The following is an 18,574-nucleotide window of genomic DNA, read 5'->3' as shown; positions in this document are numbered from 1 at the left end:
TTTTCCTCCGCAGTCCTCTTGCCGCGCCTTTATGCTGCTTTACGGCCACGCGCGGCAAGCCACCCTTCGGTCAACTGTTCGAAGCGCGCGGCCATGTCGGCGATAGCCTCGTCATCCGTCATCTTGCCTGCCAGCCATCGTTCGGCGGCGTGGACGAAGATGGTGCGGCCGACGGCAAAGCCCTTGACGATCGGCGCCTTGGCGGTGGCGGCAAAGGCCGCTTCCAGTTCGTCCTGCGGCGCTTCGAGACCCAGCAGCACGACGCCACGACACCAGGGATCATGCTTCAGGATCACCGCTTCGATCTTGGCCCAGGCGCCGGCCGACGCCTGCGGTTCGAGCTTCCACCAGTCCGGCTTGATGCCAAGCGCATAGAGTTCTTCCAGGGCGCGCGGGATGGTCGTTTCGTCGAGCTTGCCGTGCTTGCCGGCGATGATCTCGACCAGAAGCTCCCGGCCGACCTTCCGCGCGGCTTCGAACAGCGAGCGCAGCTTCTGCTGCTGCTCTTCCTTGAGCGCTGCCGGATCGTCGGGGTGATAGAAGCACAGGCATTTGATGCAGTGGTCGACCGGCCATTCCACCAGTTGCGAGCCGATGTCCTGCGAGAACTCGAAGCGCAGCGGCCGCGAGCCCGGCAGTTCGACGGGACGGCCGAGCCAGGCAAAGGGGTGGCGGGCGAATTCGAACATCGCCTCGCGGCCATGCTTCTCGTCGATCAGCATGCCATAGCCGTCGCGGCCGGCGGCGACTTTCGCCGCAGCCTTGACCGCCAGCACCTTGAAATCGCGGATGCGCGCCGGATCGGCGCCGGTCTTTGCCGCGACGTCCTCAAGCTGCACACGGTGGTCGCAGGCGAGCGCCATCATCGAGGGGATATCGCGGCGGCGGGTCGTCGCCCAATGGATGTGGTTGATCGCCTCGTCCTTGCGCAACGCTAAGTGCTTGCTGCCGTTCTTGAGGAAGAACTGCAATTCCTCGAAGGTCGGATATTCCGGCGCGCAGAGCAGCCGCGACACGGCGAAGGCGCCGCAGGCATTGGCCCAGGTCGCCGCCGTTGCCAGGTTTTCGCCACCGAGCCAGCCGCGCAGGAAACCGGACATGAAGGCATCGCCGGCGCCCAGCACATTATAGATCTCGATCGGAAAGCCCTTGCCGACGATACCGTCTTCCAGATCGTCGCTGATCGGCCCGTCATAGACGATGCACCCCATGGCGCCGCGCTTCAGTACGATGGTTGCCTTGGACAGCGCGCGGATCGTCTTCAGCGCGCTCAGGCAATCGTCGGCGCCCGAGGCGATCATGATCTCTTCCTCGGTGCCGACGATGAGGTCGCAATCGGGCAGCACCGTCTTCAGCTGGGCCGAGACGCGGTCGGATTTGACATAGCGCTCAAAACCCTCGGCATGGCCTGCGAGTCCCCAGAGGTTGGGGCGGTAGTCGATATCGAACACCACCTTGCCGCCCCTGGCCTTGATGATGCGGATCGCCTTGCGCTGGGCGGCGTCGCTGTTGGGTCGGGAAAAATGCGTGCCGGTGACGACGATCGAGCGGGCCGAGGCGATGAAGGCTTCATCGATATCTTCTTCGGCGAGCGCCATGTCGGCGCAGTCGCTGCGATAAAAGATCATTGGCGAGATGCCTTCGCTCTCGACCGAAAGCAGCACCAGGGCCGTCAGCCGTTCCTGGTCGGCCTTGAGCCCATCGACATTGACGCCTTCGCGCCTGAGCTGCTCGCGGATGAAGCGGCCCATCTGCTCGTCGCCGACGCGGGTGAGCAGCGCCGAGCGCAGGCCTAGTCTCGCCGTGCCAACCGAGATGTTGGCCGGGCAGCCGCCGACCGATTTGGCGAAGGAGGTGATGTCCTCCAGCCGCGAGCCGATCTGCTGGCCGTAAAGGTCGACGGAAGCGCGACCGATGGTGATGACATCGAGCGTCGCCTGTTTGGCGTCCACGGCTTCGCTCATTTGAACCTCCCGTCGGTCTTGTTGTCTTGAGCAACGTAGTTGGGGGACACGCGCGAGCGGCAGCGTGGCGCCGGGAATATGAAATAATAATTCCAATCCATAGTCAATATGGAATGAGCATTCCTCCGCGAATTCGAGCGCCGGGCGCCGGCCTAGGCCTTACGCTTCTTGCCCGTGCTGCGCCGCTTCTCGCCGACGCCGACGGTGAGCGCCATGGCCAGCGCCATGGTGGCCGACAGCGAGCGGAAGCCGGCAAAATCGGCCTCGGCAACCTCGAACCAGACCTTGGCGAACTGCGCTAGTGGCGAAAACGAACTGTCGGTGATGGCGATGATCGGCACGCCCTGTTCGGAAATGGTGCGGGCCTCCTCGATGGTGGCCGGCGCATAGGGCGAGAAACTGATGGCAATGACGGCGTCCGCCGGGGTGGCGAAGGCGACCATCTCGGCATTGAGGCCGGCGGCGGATTCGATCAGCTGGTTGCGGATCTTCAGCTTGCCCAAGGCATAGGCAATGTAGCTCGCCACCGGGTAGGAGCGGCGCTTGGCCAGGACATAGATGGTCTCGGCCTTGGCCAGCAGCGAGATCGCGTCTTCCAGATGCGCCTCATCCAGCGAGCGCGAAATGTCGTTGAGCGAAGTGCTGGCGGCGGCGACGAAGCCGTCGAAGATGGCTCGGTGTCCAGCACCCGCATCGGCCTTGGCGCGCAGCGCCTGCAGGCGTTCGTCATAAGAGGAATTGCGCTCGCGCAGCCGCTCGCGAAACACCTGCTGCAGGCTGGTGAAGCCGTCAAAGCCTAGTTGCTGGGCAAAGCGGATCAAGGTGGACGGCTGCACGCCCGCCGAAGCGGCGATGCTGGCGGCGGTGCCGAAGGCGATGTCATCGGGATTGTCGAGCGCATAGGCGGCGATCTGGGCGATGCGCTTGGGCAAGGTTTCACGGCGATCGAGGATCGTGGCGCGCAGCGTCTCGAAGTCGCGAGGTACCCGTTCGTCCATCGTCGCCCCGTCCAAGCTCATCTAGAGCATGATGCCGAAAAGTGTGCAGCGGTTTTCGGACGACATCATGCTCTCTTTAACTCAAGTGACGTCCTCTCTGCCCCATCATAGCGAGCCTGCGCAAGAAGGCCATAAAAAATGAGGCAGACATTCCATTCGGAGAAGAAATGGACTAATTCATCCATCGATCGCTTTAGGTATTGGGAGAAAGAAATGGTCGGCGTTGGTCTTATCGGCACGGGTTTCATGGGCAAATGCCACGCCATTGCGTGGAGCGCCGTCGGCGCCGTCTTTCCCGATGTCGCCAAGCCGAAGCTGGTCCATCTCGGCGAGGTCAACGAGGAGCTGGCCAAGCGTAAGGCCGGCGAGTTCGGCTTCGCCAAGGCGTCGGGCGACTGGCGTGCCGTCGTCAACGACCCCGAGGTCGATATCGTCTCGCTGACCACGCCCAATCAGTTCCATCCGGAGATGGCCATCGCCGTCCTCGAAGCCGGCAAGCATCTGTGGTGCGAGAAGCCGATGGCGCCGAGCTTTGCCGAAGCAGCGGCGATGGCGGCCGCTGCCAGGAAATCCGGCAAGGTCGCAGCCCTTGGCTACAACTACATACAGAGCCCGGCCATCCGCCACATCGGTGCGCTGCTCGAGGAAAAGATCATCGGCGAGGTCAACCATCTGCGCATCGAGATGGACGAGGACTTCATGGCCGACCCGGAAGCGCTGTTCTTCTGGAAGCACGAGGCTGCTTCCGGCTATGGCGCGCTCGACGATTTCGCCGTGCATCCGCTGTCGCTGGTCTCGACACTGTTCGGCCGCGTCGCAAAAGTCATCTGCGACATGGCCAAGCCCTATGCCGACCGCAAGCTGGCCGGCGGCGGCCGCCGTGCGGTGGAGACCTACGACATCGCCAGCGTTTTGATGCATCTGGAAAACGGCATTGCCGGCACGCTGCTGGTCAACCGCTCGGCCTGGGGCCGCAAGGGCCGCATCGCCATACAGATTTTCGGCTCCAAAGGATCGATCCTGTTCGACCAGGAGCGGATGAACGAAATCCAGCTCTACGTCACCGCCGATCGCCCGACCGAACAGGGCTACCGCACCATATTGGTGGCGCCGCACCACAAGCCTTACGACGCCTTCCTCCCGGCGCCGGGCCATGGGCTCGGTTTCAACGACCTCAAGATCATCGAGTGCCACGAATTGCTGACGCGGCTTGCCGGCAAGCCGGCACGGGTCATCGAATTTGCCGAAGGGCTGGAGATCGAGCGCACCGTGCACGCGATGGCGAGGTCGTTCGAGGAAAAGCGCTGGGTGGATGTGCGGTAAACCCGCTCGCTTCAGCCGCCAGCGACAGCGTTCGCCTCCCAGCCACTGACCCAGACCTGGCGCAGGCGATCGCCTTCGCCTTTGAAGCGCAGCCCGGTCGCTCGGCAATCGGCGATGCGGTCGCTGCGGAAATTGCGGATCGCCTGGCGCAGTTCACACCAGGCGACGATGTTGGCGGTTTCTGAATAGTAGATCAGCGCGATCGGACGGATCAGCCGCTCGGAGGCGCGGCCGATTTCGTCGCGATAGGACAGGTCGAGCTTTTCCTCGTCGCGGATGGCGCGGCGCACAAGCGCCAGATCGATGGTGCCGATTGCCGGTGCTGCGAACCCCCAGACATGCAGTGCGTTGGCGTCGAACGCCTGGCGCAACGGCGGCGGCACGGCGCCGGCGATCTTGGCGCTGACGCGCTTGGCCGCCTGCTTGAGTTCGCTGTCTCCCGTGCGCTCCAGCAGGGCGAGCGACAGGACGATCGCTTCCATCTCCTCGATCGAAAACATCAGCGGCGGCAGGTCGAAGCCGGGACGCAATATGTAGCCGATACCGCGCCCGCCTTCGATCGGCACGCGCATTGCCTGCAGTGCGGCGATGTCGCGATAGATCGAACGCATCGTGACTTCCAGCTGCCCGGCGATCATGGCTGCCGTCACCGGCTGCCGCGCCAGCCGCAGGATCTGGATGATCTCGAACAGCCGCGACGCCTTGCGCATTTCCTCTCCCTGACGAACGCTACTGACACATCCCCGTCAGTTGGGATGATTTATTGGACTGCCTATCGGGTTGAAAATCAACAAATTCCTCCACGGCACCCCAGCAGGAAGCGACAAGCAACTGACATGAGCTACGCGGAAAATCTCTGGCTGTTCTTTATCCTGCTGTCCGGCATCATCATCGTGCCCGGCATGGACATGCTGTTCGTGCTGGCCAATGCGCTCACCGGCGGCCGCGACCGGGGCCTCGCCGCCACGGGCGGCATCATGGTCGGCGGCATCGTGCACACGCTGAACGGCGCCATCGGCGTCGGCCTGCTGATGCATTTCGTACCGATCCTGTACAAGCCGCTGCTGATAGCCGGCGCCGCCTACATGGCCTTCATCGGCATCTCGCTGATGCGCAGTTCCATCACCGTCGGCCACGACGGGCCCGCCGGCAGCCGTACGGCCTGGAAGGCCTTTCGCCAGGGACTGGTGACCTGCCTGATCAACCCGAAGGCCTATCTCTTCATATTTGCCGTCTATCCGCAGTTCCTGAAGCCGGATTACGGCCCGATCTGGATGCAGGCGACGGTCATGGGCTTGCTGACGATGCTGACGCAGGCCGCCATCTATGGCGGGCTCGCCATCACCGCCGGCCGCAGCCGCAATCTGCTGGTGGCCAATCCGCGGGCGACCGCTTTTGCGGGCCGGGCGGCCGGACTGCTGCTGTTTGCGGTCTCGGTGTTTACGGCATGGGAAGGGTTGAGGGCAGCGTGATCCCGATCAAGCGATGACGCCGCGTTTCTTCGCCTCGGCGCGGCGCTTGCGGATCACTGTCCCGGTCTTTTCGTCGTCGAGGGCGGCAGCTACCCCGTCCGCGAGACCGATGACGTCATGACCGCCTCACGCCCTCGCCCAAGACGACGAGAAGCTCGTCCAATTGCTCGAACGTCTCGCCCATCGCATCCGCCGCCCCGGTACCGGCCGCGTCGAGAGCCTCCTTCGAGGGATAGAGTTCGTGCATGACCAGCAGCGTCTTGCCACCCTTTTCCTCGAAGGTCAGCGTGGTGACCGGTCCACCGTCACCACCTTCCTCATTGGTCCAGACGAGGCGTGAGTGGGGTGTCACTTCGATATACCTGCCGAAGAATTCGTGAAGGTCGGAGGCGTCGTGGCCGAACACCAGGCGGTACGTGCCTCCGGTACGAGCATCCATCTCACATGAACGCAGGAACATGCCCATCGACTTCGGCACCCACCACTGCTTGAACAGCTCGGGCTTGGTCCACGCCTCGAAGACGATGCGCGCCGGACCGTTGACTGTTCGCGTGACGACCAGCTCGCGTTCGGACTTCCGTTCGACCGTGGTGCGGCTGTTCGTGGGCTCACTCTCGGTTCTTTGGCGCATCGGCTTTCTCCTTCCGTTTCAATTCCTCGACAACCTTGTCCAACTCGTTGAAGCGTGCGTCCCAGAGCAGGCGGTGCCGCTCGATCCAGGCCGCCTCTTCCTCCAGTCCGCGCAGGCCGAGCTTGCAGGTCCGCACGCGGCCAACCTTCTGCGTGGTGACGAGCCCCGCCTGCTCCAGGACGCCGACGTGCTTCTTCATGCCCGTGAGGGTCATGTGGAACTTTCCGGCAAGCTCGGTGATCGAAGCGTCTGCGCGTCCGAGCTGCTCCAGAACGCCACGCCGGGTGGCGTCCGAGAGCGCGGCGAACGAGGAATCCAAGTCGGTATACTGAACCATATGGTTCAGTATTTAGCAGACCGGTTGCCGAGGTGCAAGGGGAGCCGCAGCGTCCTTCCCGCGCATCGCCTCGTATCAGGCGGCGCCCGACCGGTTCTCCATCATGGCGCGGCGGGCTGAGCGGCGCCATTCTACGGCGCCGGCGAGGCCGTGCAGCACCGTCTCTGTGGTCGCCCAATCGATGCAGCCATCTGTGATGCTCTGGCCATAGACGAGCGGCTTGCCTGATACCACGTCCTGCCGGCCGGCGACGAGATTGCTCTCGATCATGACGCCGATGATACGCTCGTCCCCTGCTGCCACCTGGCCGGCGACATCGGCCGCCACCTTCGGCTGGTTCTCCGGCTTCTTGCTCGAGTTGGCGTGGCTGACATCGATCATCAGACGGGGGGCGACGCCGATGCGGGCAAGTTCGACCGAGGCCGCCTCGACGCTCGCCGCATCGTAATTCGGCTGAACGCCGCCGCGCAGGATGACGTGGCAGTCCTCATTGCCGGTAGTAGTCGCAATGCCGCTGCGTCCGCCCTTGGTCACCGCCATGAAATGATGCGGCTGGGCGGCGGATTTCACCGCCTCGGCGGCGATCCTGAGATTGCCGTCGGTGCCGTTCTTGAAGCCGACCGGGCAGGACAGGCCGGAAGCCAGTTCGCGGTGGATCTGGCTCTCGGTGGTGCGCGCGCCGATGGCGCCCCAGGCGACGAGGTCGGCAATGTATTGCGGCGTCGTCATGTCGAGAAATTCGGTGGCCGAGGGCAGGCCGAGATTGTTGACCGCCGACAGCACGTTGCGCGCCATCCGCAGCCCCTTGTCGATGTTGAAGCTGCCGTCGAGATCGGGATCGTTGATAAGGCCCTTCCAGCCGACAGTCGTGCGCGGCTTTTCGAAATAGACCCGCATGACGATCTCCAACCGGTCGGACAGGGTCTCGCGCAGCGCCACTAGCCGGCTGGCATAGTCAACGGCCGCGACCGGGTCGTGGATCGAACACGGGCCGACGATGACAAGCAGCCGGTCGTCGGTGCCGTTCAAGATGGCATGGGTGGCGTTGCGTGATGCGCTCACGGTGCGCGTTGCCGTCAGCGTGCGCGGGATCTCCCGCATCACCTCGTCCGGCGTACTCAATTCTCGGATTTCCTTGACCCGAAGATCGTCTGTGGTGGTCAACACGGCTTTCTGCTCCTGTTTTTAGGAGACCTGCCGGCTGATACAAAAAAGCCGCCAGGTCTGGCGGCTGTTCGGACTTGTTGCTGCAATCTTCAGATCGAGCGCAATCCTCCCGCCGCCAGCGAGCTGCTAAAGTACCAATACGAGGCGGTCAGGTTGATCATGAGGCTCATATAGTCGATGCCGAGGCGCTTGTCACGTGGGGTATGCGGAGACAATTCGGGATGGGCCGAATCCTCGCGATTTCGTCATCCCAGGGCGGAGCAGGAGCGAAGCTCCGTCGCGGAGACCCTGGGATCCATTCCGTGACCTGGGCCGTGGAGTGCGGCGGAGCAGAATTCTGGACCGTAGCAGCGCTCTGAAGTCGCGGCGTGGATCCTCGGGTCTGCGCTGCGTCGCCACGCTCCTTGCTCCGCCCGTGGATGACGAAGTGCCGGCGGTTCGCCAATCGCCAACACGTATAACGCGGAGCGGCTCATGCGGTCCAGGGATCGAAGAGTTCAAGCCCAAAGCCTTCGAAATCTTTCGTATTGCACGTTGCCAAGGTGAGCTCGTGCGCAATCGCAGTGGCTGCGATCAGGCCGTCCATCGACGATAGACCACGACCGCGGCGCTTCGCAAGACCCATCAGGTCGCCCCAGGCCAAGGCAACCGCATCGTTCACCGGCAAAACCCGCTGTTCGAAGCGCTGGGGCAGGTCCCGGGCGAGCCATTCGGCCAGCGCCTCGCGTTTGCGGCCCTCATCCATCAGAGAGACGCCGCGCCGGATCTCGGCGATCGACACTACGCTGATGAAGGAGCGGTCCTCATCAAGCTCGTCCAGCCAGCCCAGGACACGTGCGTCAGGCGCTGGCCTCGTCACCTCGGACAGGACATTCGTGTCGAGCAGCAGTCTCACAGCGGCAGGTCACGCGGTTCGTCGCGCTGACGTTCAAGCTCGAGATCGGCGCCGCGCAGCGGCGAGTCCAGCAGGAACTCGGCAAGCGTACCCTTGCGTGCGATCTTGCGCTGCCATTCCTCGGCCGAGACGACAACCACGCTTGGTTTGCCGTTCTTGGTGATCGTCTGCGGCGAGGACTGCGCGCGCTCGATGACCTCGGAGAGCCGGGCTTTTGCCCCGGCAACCGTCCAGTTGGTGCCTTTGGATGACGTTAGCATCGCATCCCTGGTGACTATCATGACTATCATGACTATCTGGGAATGGCGATGTTGCTGCAACAGGGTTTGAAGCTACTCCGGCGAGGTCCCCGCGACGTTCTGGTCATAGTCGACCAGCGAGCCGGTCATGACGCCGGATTGCGGGCTGGCCATGTAGCTGATCAGCCGCGCCAGTTGGTCGGGCTTCACCAGTTGGCCCATGGGCTGGCCGGCCTCTGCCTTTGCCAGCCAGTCGTCGGAGGCGCCGTGCCATTTCTTCTGCACGATGTCCTCGCCCTCGGTGTCCATCCAGCCCGGCAGCACGGCGTTGCAGCGGACGCGGTTGAAACGATAGGCGTTGGCGACGTTCTTGGTCAGTGTCGCCAGCGCGCCCTTGCTCGATGAATAGGGCGCCAGGAACGACTGGCCGCAATGCGCCGACATAGAGAGCACGTTGACGATCGAGCCCGGCGCCTTCTTGTCCAGCAGATGCGCCACCACGCCCTGCATCAGGAAGAAGGGACCACGCACATTGGTGTGGAAAATCTCGTCGAACACCTCTTCCGAAGTTTCGACAAGTGAACCACGCGCGGACGTGGCGGCGGCGTTGACCAGCGCGTTGATGGTGCCGAAATGCGAGATCGCGGTTGCCACCGCGCGCTTGCAGTCCGCCACTTTCGAGACGTCGGCGCTGATGAAGATCGCATCGACGCCGGCCTTCTTGAAGTGGGCGACCGCCTTGTCGCCCTTCTCCTGCGAGCGGCCGATGAGCGCCAGCGCCTTGCAGCCCTCGTCGGCCAGCGCTTCGGCGACGGCAAAGCCGATGCCTTGCGCGCCGCCGGTGACGATGGCGCGCGTGTTCGAATTGCGATCGGCGGATGTGCTCATCGCTCTGCTCCTGTGCCCTGGTTCCGGTTCTTACTTGTCGAGGCGGACGGTCTTGCCTGATGTCGCCGACTTCAGCGCGGCATCGGCCAGCTTCAGCGCCACGAGGCCGTCGGCGCCGCTCGGCGATGCCTTCTTGCCCGAGGTTGCAGCAGTGATGAAAGCGGCAATCTCGATGGCGTAGGCGTCGAGATAGCGGGTCATGAAGAAGTCGTGCAGCGGCGGGCGCGTATAGCCCTTCTCATTGGCCACCTCGATCGACACCGGCCGCTGGTTTTCGGCGGCGACCATGCCCTTGGAGCCATGCACCTCGATGCGCTGGTCGTAGCCATAGGTGGCGCGGCGCGAATTGGAGATGACGGCCTGCTTGCCGGACGCGGTTTCGAGGATGACGCTGACCGAATCGAAATCGCCGGCCTCACCGATCTTCTTGTCGACCAGAACCGAGGCATGGGCGCTGACCGCGACCACCTCTTCGCCGAGCAGGAAGCGCGCCATGTCGAAGTCGTGGATGGTCATGTCGCGAAAGATGCCGCCGGAGCGCTTGATATAGTCGATTGGCGGCGCACCGGGATCGCGCGAGGTGATGGTGACCATCTCGACGGTGCCGATGGCACCGTCGTCGATCGCCTTGCGCACGGCGGCGAAATGCGGATCGAAGCGGCGGTTGAAACCGACCATCAGCGTCGCCTTGGCCTTGTCGACCACGGCCAGGCATTTCTCGACACGCTTGACGTCGAGGTCGATCGGCTTCTCGCAGAAGATCGCCTTGCCGGCCTTGGCGAAACGCTCGATCAGATCGGCATGGGTGTCGGTCGGCGTGCAGATGACCACGGCGTCGATGTCGTTGGCCTTCTCGATCGCGTCGATGGTGCGCTCTTCGGCGCCATAGGCGGTTGCCAACTCGGTCGCCGCCTTTTCAAAAGCGTCGGCAACGGCCACCAGTCTGGCCTGCGGGTTGGAGCCGACGGCGCGGGCATGGACCTTGCCGATGCGGCCGGCACCGAGGAGGGCGAAACGAACAGTCATGGGGTTTTCCTCTAGGGGGATGGGTTCGAGAGAGTTGTGTCTCCACCTTCCTTTTGAGAAAGGTGGCAAGATAATTTTCGAGCACGCCAGAAAACAGGATGACCATCCTGTTCAGGCCGCGAGTTCCGCCTCCCCGGTCTTGGCGCCGGTGATGTAGGAGACGATGTCGTTGCCGTCGGTGTTTTCCTTGCGCAGGTTGGCGACGATGCGGCCGCGCCGGAAGACGACGATACGGTCGCACAGGTCGAACACCTGGCGCATGTTGTGGCTGATCAGGATCAGCGGTTCGCCATTGTCCTTCAGCGTGCGGATGATGTTTTCGACCTGCGCGGTCTCCTGCACGCCAAGGGCTGCCGTCGGCTCGTCCATGATGATCAGCTTGGAGGCGAAGGTCGCCGTCCTGGCGATGGCAACGCACTGGCGCTGGCCGCCCGACATGTGGCGGATGGTGTTGGAGAGGTTGGGGATTTTCACTGCCGTGCGGATCAGCGCCGCCTCAGTCGCCTTGCGCATGTATTTGCGGTCGAGGATCGAGAACGGCCCGAGATTGAACAGCACCTTTTCGCGGCCGAGGAACAGGTTCGACGGCACGTCGAGATCGTCGGCCAGCGCCAGATTCTGGAACACGGTCTCGATGCCCGCCGTGCGCGCTTCGATCGGCCCGGCGAAATTCACTTCCCTGCCGTCGAACCAGATCTGGCCGCTGGTGCGCTGCTCGACGGCGGTGATCTGGCGCACGAAGGTGGATTTGCCGGCGCCATTGTCGCCCATGATGGCGACATGCTCGCCCTTGCGCAGCTCGAAATTCGCGCCTTCCAGCGCATGGACGCCGCCATAGCGTTTGGTCAGGTTTTCGGTCTTCAGGACGATGTCTGTCGTGGAGATATCTGGCATGGTCAAGCCCTCAATGCCCGCATGCGCTGGCGCCATTGGTCGAGAACGACCGCGCCGACGATGATCACGCCCTTGACCATCTCCTGATAGTAGGCGTCGAGGCGCAGGAAGGTGAAGCCGGAAATGATGACGCCGAAGATCAGTGAGCCGATCACGGTGCCGACGATCGAGCCGCGGCCGCCCGACAAAGAGACGCCGCCGATGACCGCCATGGCGATGGCGTCGAGCTCGTACATGACGCCCATGCCGGACTGTGCCGTCAGGTTCTTGGAGGATAGCACGACGGCGGCCAGCGCGGCGAGGATGCCGGCAATGACATAGACGAGGATCTTGTGGTTGGCGATCTTGATGCCCGACATGCGCGCGGCATCCTCGTTGGAGCCGATGGCGTAGCAGTGCTTGCCGTAGCGTGTGTAGGTCATGATCAGCTGGAACAGCACCGCCAGCGACAGGAAGATGATGACCGGCATCAGGCCCTTGCCGATACCAGCGAAACTTTCGGTCGGAAACGAGATCGGCTGACCCTTGGACCACCATTTGGCAATGCCGCGCGCGGTCACCATCATGCCGAGCGTGGCAATGAACGGCGGAATGCGCGTGTATGCAATCAAGGAGCCGTTGACGAGACCGGCGAGCAGACCGCAGCCGATGGCGACCAGTACCGGCACGATGACCGGCAGGTCGGTCCAGCCTTGCGCCAGGAACATCGCCTTGGGGTTGGGGTTACCGTTGACCGTCGCCACCTGGGCAAAACTCATGGCGATCATGGCGGTGGCGCCGACGATCGAGCCCGAGGACAAGTCGATGCCGCCGCAAATGATCACCTGCGTGACGCCGATGGCGATGATGCCGACGATCGACACCTGCAGGATGATGATCTGCAGGCGGGCCTCATTGAAGATCCCGGCGACGTTGTCGCGCGTGTTGAACAGGAAGCTGTCGCCAAGAAAGATGCGGCCGATCATTTCGAAGATGACGACCAGAATGACCAGCGCCAGGAAGACGTTGAATTCGGCCGGCCATGTCCGCCTCTTCGCGTCATAGCTGACCCCGCCGACGCCATGAGATGTCTGTGACATGCCTTGTCCTCCGTGAGGCCGCATTTGCCCTTCCGCCCCTCAGGGCGGTGGGGGAAACGGGAGCGGCGCGGTTGCGCCGCTCTCTTGTTTGTTTGTCGCAATTCCGGACGGAAAACCGCTTCACACTTTTTCCTGGAATTGCTTACGCGTGAGTTGCCGGCTCAGTTCTTCTTCAGGAACTTGTCGATGTTGGCCGGCGTAACCAGCTGGAAGGGCACGTAGACCTTGTGCTCGACCTTCTCGCCCTTGGCGAGCTTCAGTGCCGCGTCGAGCGCGCCGGCGCCCTGGCCGGCCGCATCCTGGAACACGGTCGCATCGAGGTCGCCCGCCTGCATGGCGGCAAGCGCGTCCTGCGTGGCGTCGACGCCACCGACGACGACCGTCTTCATATCGATATTGGCGGCCTTCATCGCCTGGATGGCGCCGATGGCGCTTTCGTCATTGTTGGCGATGACGCCGTCGAACGGCTTGCCGGTCGACAGCCAGTTGGTCATCAGGTTCTGGGCTTCGTCACGGTTCCAGTTCGAAGTCTGCTTGTCGATGATCTTGATGAAGCTGCACTCCGGCGTGGCGATCACCTCTTCGATGTCCTTGGTGCGCTGCACGGCGGCCTGGTTGGAAAGCTCGCCCATGATGACATAGACATTGGCTTCCTTCTTGCCGGCCTCGGTGAACAGGCGGCAGACTTCCTTGGTCTCGAGCGTGCCGGAATCGGCCTCGTTCGACGCGACGAAGGCCTGGTTGTCCGGCAGCGTGTCGACATTGACCGGCTGGCGGTTGACATAGACCAACGGGATCTTGGCGGCTGCGGCGGCGTCCGACATCGCCTGCGTGGCCGAGGTATCGACCGGGTTGACGATGATGGCGTCGACGCCCGAGGCGGCGAAGTTCTTGATCTGGTCGAGCTGCTTGGCGACGTCGTTCTGCGCGTCCTCGACCTGCAGTTCCACGCCGCTCATGCCCTTGGCCTGCTCGATCATGCCGTTGCGCAGCACGGTGAGGAAGTTGTCGTCGAACTTGGCCATCGACACGCCGACCTTGGCGGCAAAAGCGGACGAACTCATCAGCGCCGCAAAGGCGACGCCCAAAATCAGTTTCTTCATTGTGTTTCTCCTCCACATTGGTGTCCGGCTGCACCGATCTACCCGGAATCCCCGATAGCCCGAGGAATCTCTCCCTGATGCCTTCCTGTTCCGTATGGCGTTTTGTCCAAGGGATGGAACGCCAGGCTCCCAGTTTGAAACAGATGTTCCGGAACGAAAGAACCAAAATACCAATCTGATGAAATATTTATTCCATTTTTTCGCGAGACGTCAAGAGCGATTCCTAAGTCGGAAAGCGGATTTTCGGTCGCCGCGCCGCAATTTCACGTCGAATCAAGGCCGACAGCGGCCCAGGCCGAGTCTGAAGGCAGAATTGATAGATTCTATCATCGCCGGAGAGCCCACGCCGAACGGGTCAGCGCGGCAACGCGTTAGATGTTTTCCGGCAGATAGATGTCGAAGGGCAGAAAGGTCTGGCCCGGCGCGTTGGCGGCGCCGGCCTCGATGGAATGCGCCATCAGGTCGACAAGCTCGCGGCACAAGGCGGCGAGCGGCGTCGAGATCACCATTGTCAGGATGTTGTCGGCGAGTGCCGCGCGCGATTCGGCGTTGATCTCGTTGCAGACGACCACCGGCATGTTTGCGGGCTTCGCTGCGCGCAGCGCCGAGACCGCGCCTTCCATGCCGCCGCCGGCGACATAGCAGCCGGCAAGATCCGGATACCGCACCAGGAGATCGATCATCGCATCGTGGGTGACCTGGTTGGCTTCCAGATTGACCAGCGTTTCCATCACCGTGAAGTCCGGCGCATGTTCGCGGAAGAAGGAGCGAAATCCGATCTCGCGCAGTTCATGGCCGTGGAAGCGATGACTGCCGACGAAAAGGGCGACCTTGCCGGGGTTCTTTGCCGCCCTGGCGATCATCCAGGCCGCGGTACGACCGACCTTGCGATTGTCGAGGCCGACATATCCCTCACGGATGCCAGCGGCAAAGTCGGACAGCAGCGAGAAGACAGGTTGCCCCCTCGCTTTCAGCGACTCCACGACCGCCGTCAGCGTCGGATGGTCCGGACCGACAACGGCGATTGCTCTGGATTTCGCTGCCAGCTTGCGCATCTGGGCGGCGATCTCGTCGGCGGCTAGCGAGCTGGCGAAATCGATGGTGGCGACGCCGCGGAAGCGCTGCGATTGCGAGACCGCCATTTCTAGCTCCCTCGCGAAATCGCCGTAAAAAACATCATTGCCCCGCAGCAGCAGAAAGCCGAGGCGGTATTCCGGCAATTCCTGGCGCATGCGCCGCTTGATCAGCCCGGCGGCGTGGTAACCGATGCCGGTCGCCGCCTCATAGACGCGGCGCGCGGTTTCCTCGCGCACCGGCAGCCGGTTGTTCAGCACCCTGTCGACAGTGGCGACGCTAACGCCGGAGATGCGCGCCAGATCGGTGATGGTTGGCCGTTTTGCCATGACTGTCCCGCATGAGTGCCTGCAACTGCTTACATCGTTCTGATGGAAAATGATAGAAACTATCTTTGTGATATTGAGACTATCACCGCATGGCGCTATTTTGCGCTCGGACACAAGCGCCCTGTAATGGACATATCCGTCCTGACGGATGCTGTGGCCGACGGAGCCAGCCCCTATGGAAGCGACACTATCCACACCACCGTCCCGGCGCGACTACAGCCTGATCGGCCGCGACGCCAAGCTCGCCGTCGAGACCGGCCTGTCGGCGGCCGAGTGGTATCACACCGATATTCCGCGCAAGCAGATGAAGGAGCTGATGCAGCGCTCCGATGGGCCGGCGATCCGCGACACCACGATCTGGCTGGCCGCGCTGATCCTGAGCGCCGCCGGCGGCGCCTGGTTCTGGGGCAGCTGGTGGTGCGTGCCGTTCTTCTTCGTCTATGGCGTGCTCTACGGCTCCTCCACCGATTCACGCTGGCACGAATGCGGCCACGGCACCGCCTTCCGCACCCAGTGGATGAACGACGCGGTTTACCAGATCGCCTGCTTCATGATCATGCGCAATCCGGTGACCTGGCGCTGGAGCCACACCCGCCACCACACCGACACCATCATCGTCGGCCGCGACCCGGAAATCTCGGTGATGCGCCCGCCGGACCTGTTGCGCGTCGCGCTTGCTTTCGTCGGCGTGATCGACGCCTGGAAGGCGATGTCGGACATGCTGCGCAACGCCGCCGGCAATATCAGCGCGGCGGAAAAGACTTTTATCCCCGAACAGGAGCAGCCTAAAGCCATTCGCATCGCCCGAATCTGGACGGCCATCTATGCCGTCACCATCGCGATCGCACTGTATTTCGGCTCATGGCTGCCGCTGATGCTGGTCGGGCTGCCCCGGCTCTACGGCGCCTGGCATCATGTCATGGTCGGCCTGCTGCAGCATGGCGGGCTCGCCGAAAATGTCGTCGACCACCGGCTGAACAGCCGCACCGTCTACATGAACCCGGTCAGCCGCTTCATCTACTGGAACATGAACTATCACGTCGAACACCACATGTTCCCGATGGTGCCCTATCATGCGCTGCCCAAACTGCATGCGCTGATCAAGCACGATCTGCCGGCGCCGACGCCGTCGATCCTGGCCGGCTACCGCGAGATGATCCCGGCCTTTTTGCGCCAGCTGCGCAACGAGGACTATTTCCTCAAGCGCGAATTGCCGCCGACGGCGCGGCCGTATCGCGAGGAATTCCACAACGACGCCGTCGCCGCCGCGGCGGAATGATCGCGCGATTAAGCTTTTGTTTTGACGCAACTCCGAACGGAAAACCGCAACGCACTTTTCCTGGAATTGCTTTTGGGAGGAACACATGAGCGACTGGGTCGAGGCCTGTGCTGCCGGCGACATCGACGAAGAAGATGTGATGCGCTTCGATCATGGCGGCCGCACCTTCGCCATCTATCGCAGCCCCGATGACGACTACTTCGCCACCGATGGCCTGTGCACGCACGAAAAGGTGCATCTGGCCGACGGGCTGGTGATGGATGACATCATCGAGTGCCCCAAGCACAATGGCCGCTTCAATTACAAAACGGGGGCGGCACGCGGCGCGCCGGTTTGCGTCAATCTCGCCACGTATCCGGTAAAGGTCGAGGCCGGCAAAGTGCTGATCCAGATCGGGTAGGACCATGCAGGCGGGAATGGTCATCATTGGGGCCGGCGAGTGCGGCGGGCGGGCAGCCCTTGCTCTGCGCGAACTGGGCTATGACGGGCCGGTGACGCTGGTGGGTGACGAACCCCATCTGCCGTATGAGCGGCCGCCCCTGTCCAAGGACGCAATGACGAGCGACGCGGCCGAGATCAAGACGATCGCCAGCGACGAAATTCTGGCCGAGAAATCGATCCGGCATATCCATTCCGTTCAAGCGGTGGCGATCGACCGCCCGGCGCATATGGTGCGGCTGTCGGACGGTTCGGCCCTGCCCTACGACAAGCTGCTGCTGGCGACCGGCTCGACACCGCGCAAGCTGCCGATGCCGGGATTGGGGTCGCGCTGCGTCTACCTCCGCACCTTTGCCGACGCGCTGGCCATTCGCGCCCACCTCAGCCCGGCAAACCGCATCGCCATCATTGGTGGTGGCTTTATCGGCCTGGAGCTCGCCGCTTCGGCGCGCAAGCTCGGGGCCAGCGTCACGGTCATTGAGGCGCAGCCGCGCATCCTCATGCGCGGGGTGCCAGCCGAGATCGCCGAAATCATCCATCGGGCGCATGAAGCCGAAGGCGTGACCATGCTCACTGGCCAGGGCATTGCTACCGTCGCCGATGATGGCGCCGAGGTGCGGATCACGCTCGCCGACGGGCAGGAGATAACAGCCGATCTCGCCGTCATCGGCATAGGTGCCGTGCCGGTCACCGGGTTTGCCGCCGAAGCCGGCCTGACCGTCGACAACGGCATCGCCGTCGATGCCGCGCTGCGCACCAATGACCCCGACATCTTCGCCGCCGGCGATTGCTGTTCGTTTCCGCTCGCGGTCTATGGCGGTCGGCGTGTGCGTCTGGAGGCCTGGCGCAACGCCCAGGAACAGGGCGCGCTTGCGGCCAAAAACATGCTCGGCGCCGGCGAGGCGCATGCAGCGGTGCCGTGGTTCTGGTCGGATCAATACGACCTCTCCCTGCAGATCGCCGGACTTTCCGACGAGGGCAAAAGCACCGTGCGCCGCGAACTCGACGACGGCGCCTTCATCCTGTTCCACCTGGCCGAGGATGGCAGGTTGGTCGCGGCCAGCGGCATCGGTCGCGGCAATGCCGTGGCGCGCGACATCAGGCTGGCCGAGATGCTGATCGCCAAGCGGGCCAGGCCGGCGCCGGAGGCGTTGGGGTCGCCGGATGTGAAGCTGAAGTCGTTGCTGGCGGCGTAAGTTTTATGCTCCCCTTGTGGGGAGGGTCGCTGCGAAGCAGCGGGGTGGGGTGCGGCACCGACCCCCACCCGGACCTGCGGTCCGACCTCCCCACAAAGGGCATAGGCGCTAAGATAGCTTTGGCATGGACTGAAACTTGCGCTTTCGTGGTGGCTCACGCCAGCGATATCGCAAGGCATGGAGATTTTGGCGCAGGGCCGCCAAGGAAGGTTGAGTAAAGATGGTCGCGATCAGAGAGGCGA

At 63.1% G+C, this 18,574-nt stretch carries 19 protein-coding genes; 5 read left to right on the top strand and 14 right to left on the bottom strand.

Features of this window, described 5'->3' with window-relative positions; translation table 11 throughout:
- Positions 1–29 precede the first annotated feature (29 nt).
- Together NKI35_RS11890 and NKI35_RS11885 are read right to left on the bottom strand one after the other, a co-directional pair.
- Positions 30–1,964, bottom strand: a complete 1,935-nt coding sequence (locus NKI35_RS11890; protein ID WP_352740134.1) for a bifunctional 5-dehydro-2-deoxygluconokinase/5-dehydro-2-deoxyphosphogluconate aldolase — start codon at positions 1,962–1,964, stop codon at positions 30–32.
- A 152-nt stretch (positions 1,965–2,116) separates the two neighbouring features.
- Positions 2,117–2,962 carry a MurR/RpiR family transcriptional regulator gene (locus NKI35_RS11885; protein WP_023703746.1) on the bottom strand — a complete coding sequence of 282 codons (846 nt, stop codon included), beginning with the start codon at positions 2,960–2,962 and terminating at the stop codon, positions 2,117–2,119.
- A 213-nt stretch (positions 2,963–3,175) separates the two neighbouring features.
- Here NKI35_RS11885 and NKI35_RS11880 point away from each other — a divergent pair, with 213 nt between their 5' ends.
- Complete coding sequence (locus NKI35_RS11880) at positions 3,176–4,285, top strand: Gfo/Idh/MocA family protein (RefSeq protein WP_352653231.1); 1,110 nt, start codon at positions 3,176–3,178, stop codon at positions 4,283–4,285.
- Positions 4,286–4,296: 11 nt separating this feature from the next.
- Here the strand turns inward: NKI35_RS11880 and NKI35_RS11875 are convergent, their stop codons facing one another.
- Positions 4,297–4,995: a helix-turn-helix transcriptional regulator gene (locus tag NKI35_RS11875; protein ID WP_023687404.1), complete on the bottom strand. Its 699-nt coding sequence runs from the start codon at positions 4,993–4,995 to the stop codon at positions 4,297–4,299.
- 126 nt (positions 4,996–5,121) lie between these two features.
- Between NKI35_RS11875 and NKI35_RS11870 the strand changes: the two genes are divergently transcribed.
- Complete coding sequence (locus tag NKI35_RS11870; protein WP_023672340.1) at positions 5,122–5,757, top strand: LysE family translocator; 636 nt, start codon at positions 5,122–5,124, stop codon at positions 5,755–5,757.
- 115 nt (positions 5,758–5,872) lie between these two features.
- On the opposite strand, the gene NKI35_RS11865 is transcribed toward NKI35_RS11870, so the two are convergent.
- From NKI35_RS11865 to NKI35_RS11815, 11 genes are all read right to left on the bottom strand, one after another.
- Positions 5,873–6,388: an SRPBCC domain-containing protein gene (locus NKI35_RS11865; RefSeq protein ID WP_023672339.1), complete on the bottom strand. Its 516-nt coding sequence runs from the start codon at positions 6,386–6,388 to the stop codon at positions 5,873–5,875.
- Positions 6,366–6,725, bottom strand: coding sequence for an ArsR/SmtB family transcription factor (locus tag NKI35_RS11860; RefSeq protein ID WP_023672338.1), 360 nt, complete (start codon positions 6,723–6,725; stop codon positions 6,366–6,368). The genes NKI35_RS11865 and NKI35_RS11860 overlap by 23 nt, the downstream gene beginning before the upstream one ends.
- A gap of 75 nt (positions 6,726–6,800) precedes the next feature.
- Complete coding sequence (locus NKI35_RS11855) at positions 6,801–7,892, bottom strand: 3-deoxy-7-phosphoheptulonate synthase (RefSeq protein ID WP_023728858.1); 1,092 nt, start codon at positions 7,890–7,892, stop codon at positions 6,801–6,803.
- A gap of 472 nt (positions 7,893–8,364) precedes the next feature.
- Positions 8,365–8,787, bottom strand: a complete 423-nt coding sequence (locus NKI35_RS11850) for a type II toxin-antitoxin system VapC family toxin (RefSeq protein WP_352740131.1) — start codon at positions 8,785–8,787, stop codon at positions 8,365–8,367.
- Positions 8,784–9,047, bottom strand: coding sequence for a type II toxin-antitoxin system Phd/YefM family antitoxin (locus NKI35_RS11845; RefSeq protein ID WP_023687410.1), 264 nt, complete (start codon positions 9,045–9,047; stop codon positions 8,784–8,786). Before NKI35_RS11845 ends, NKI35_RS11850 begins: the two co-directional genes overlap by 4 nt.
- Positions 9,048–9,119: 72 nt before the next feature.
- A complete protein-coding gene (locus NKI35_RS11840; RefSeq protein ID WP_352740129.1) occupies positions 9,120–9,914 on the bottom strand; it encodes an SDR family oxidoreductase in 795 nt (264 codons plus the stop codon).
- A gap of 30 nt (positions 9,915–9,944) precedes the next feature.
- Positions 9,945–10,940, bottom strand: coding sequence for an inositol 2-dehydrogenase (gene iolG, locus NKI35_RS11835; protein WP_352740127.1), 996 nt, complete (start codon positions 10,938–10,940; stop codon positions 9,945–9,947).
- Positions 10,941–11,051: 111 nt separating this feature from the next.
- Complete coding sequence (locus NKI35_RS11830) at positions 11,052–11,834, bottom strand: ATP-binding cassette domain-containing protein (RefSeq protein WP_027049093.1); 783 nt, start codon at positions 11,832–11,834, stop codon at positions 11,052–11,054.
- A gap of 2 nt (positions 11,835–11,836) precedes the next feature.
- Entirely contained in the window at positions 11,837–12,913 is a 1,077-nt protein-coding gene (locus NKI35_RS11825; RefSeq protein WP_023687413.1) for an ABC transporter permease, read from the bottom strand.
- Between the two features lie 161 nt (positions 12,914–13,074).
- Complete coding sequence (locus NKI35_RS11820; protein WP_023684065.1) at positions 13,075–14,016, bottom strand: sugar ABC transporter substrate-binding protein; 942 nt, start codon at positions 14,014–14,016, stop codon at positions 13,075–13,077.
- 371 nt (positions 14,017–14,387) lie between these two features.
- The gene (locus NKI35_RS11815; protein ID WP_023684066.1) at positions 14,388–15,419 is read right to left on the bottom strand and encodes a LacI family DNA-binding transcriptional regulator; all 1,032 of its coding nucleotides are present in this window, start codon (positions 15,417–15,419) and stop codon (positions 14,388–14,390) included.
- Between the two features lie 175 nt (positions 15,420–15,594).
- Here NKI35_RS11815 and NKI35_RS11810 point away from each other — a divergent pair, with 175 nt between their 5' ends.
- The 3 genes from NKI35_RS11810 (at position 15,595) to NKI35_RS11800 (ending at position 18,332) form a co-directional block, all read left to right on the top strand.
- Complete coding sequence (locus NKI35_RS11810; RefSeq protein WP_023732723.1) at positions 15,595–16,698, top strand: fatty acid desaturase family protein; 1,104 nt, start codon at positions 15,595–15,597, stop codon at positions 16,696–16,698.
- 85 nt (positions 16,699–16,783) lie between these two features.
- Positions 16,784–17,098: a MocE family 2Fe-2S type ferredoxin gene (locus NKI35_RS11805; protein ID WP_023744927.1), complete on the top strand. Its 315-nt coding sequence runs from the start codon at positions 16,784–16,786 to the stop codon at positions 17,096–17,098.
- Between the two features lie 16 nt (positions 17,099–17,114).
- A complete protein-coding gene (locus tag NKI35_RS11800; RefSeq protein ID WP_352740123.1) occupies positions 17,115–18,332 on the top strand; it encodes an NAD(P)/FAD-dependent oxidoreductase in 1,218 nt (405 codons plus the stop codon).
- The last annotated feature ends 242 nt before the right edge of the window (positions 18,333–18,574 follow it).

It is taken from the genome of Mesorhizobium sp. M0676 (assembly GCF_040320535.1).
In the GTDB taxonomy this organism is placed as follows: domain Bacteria; phylum Pseudomonadota; class Alphaproteobacteria; order Rhizobiales; family Rhizobiaceae; genus Mesorhizobium.
Note: the sequence above shows the minus strand (reverse complement) of the source record. Positions and strands in the feature narration are given on the sequence as shown.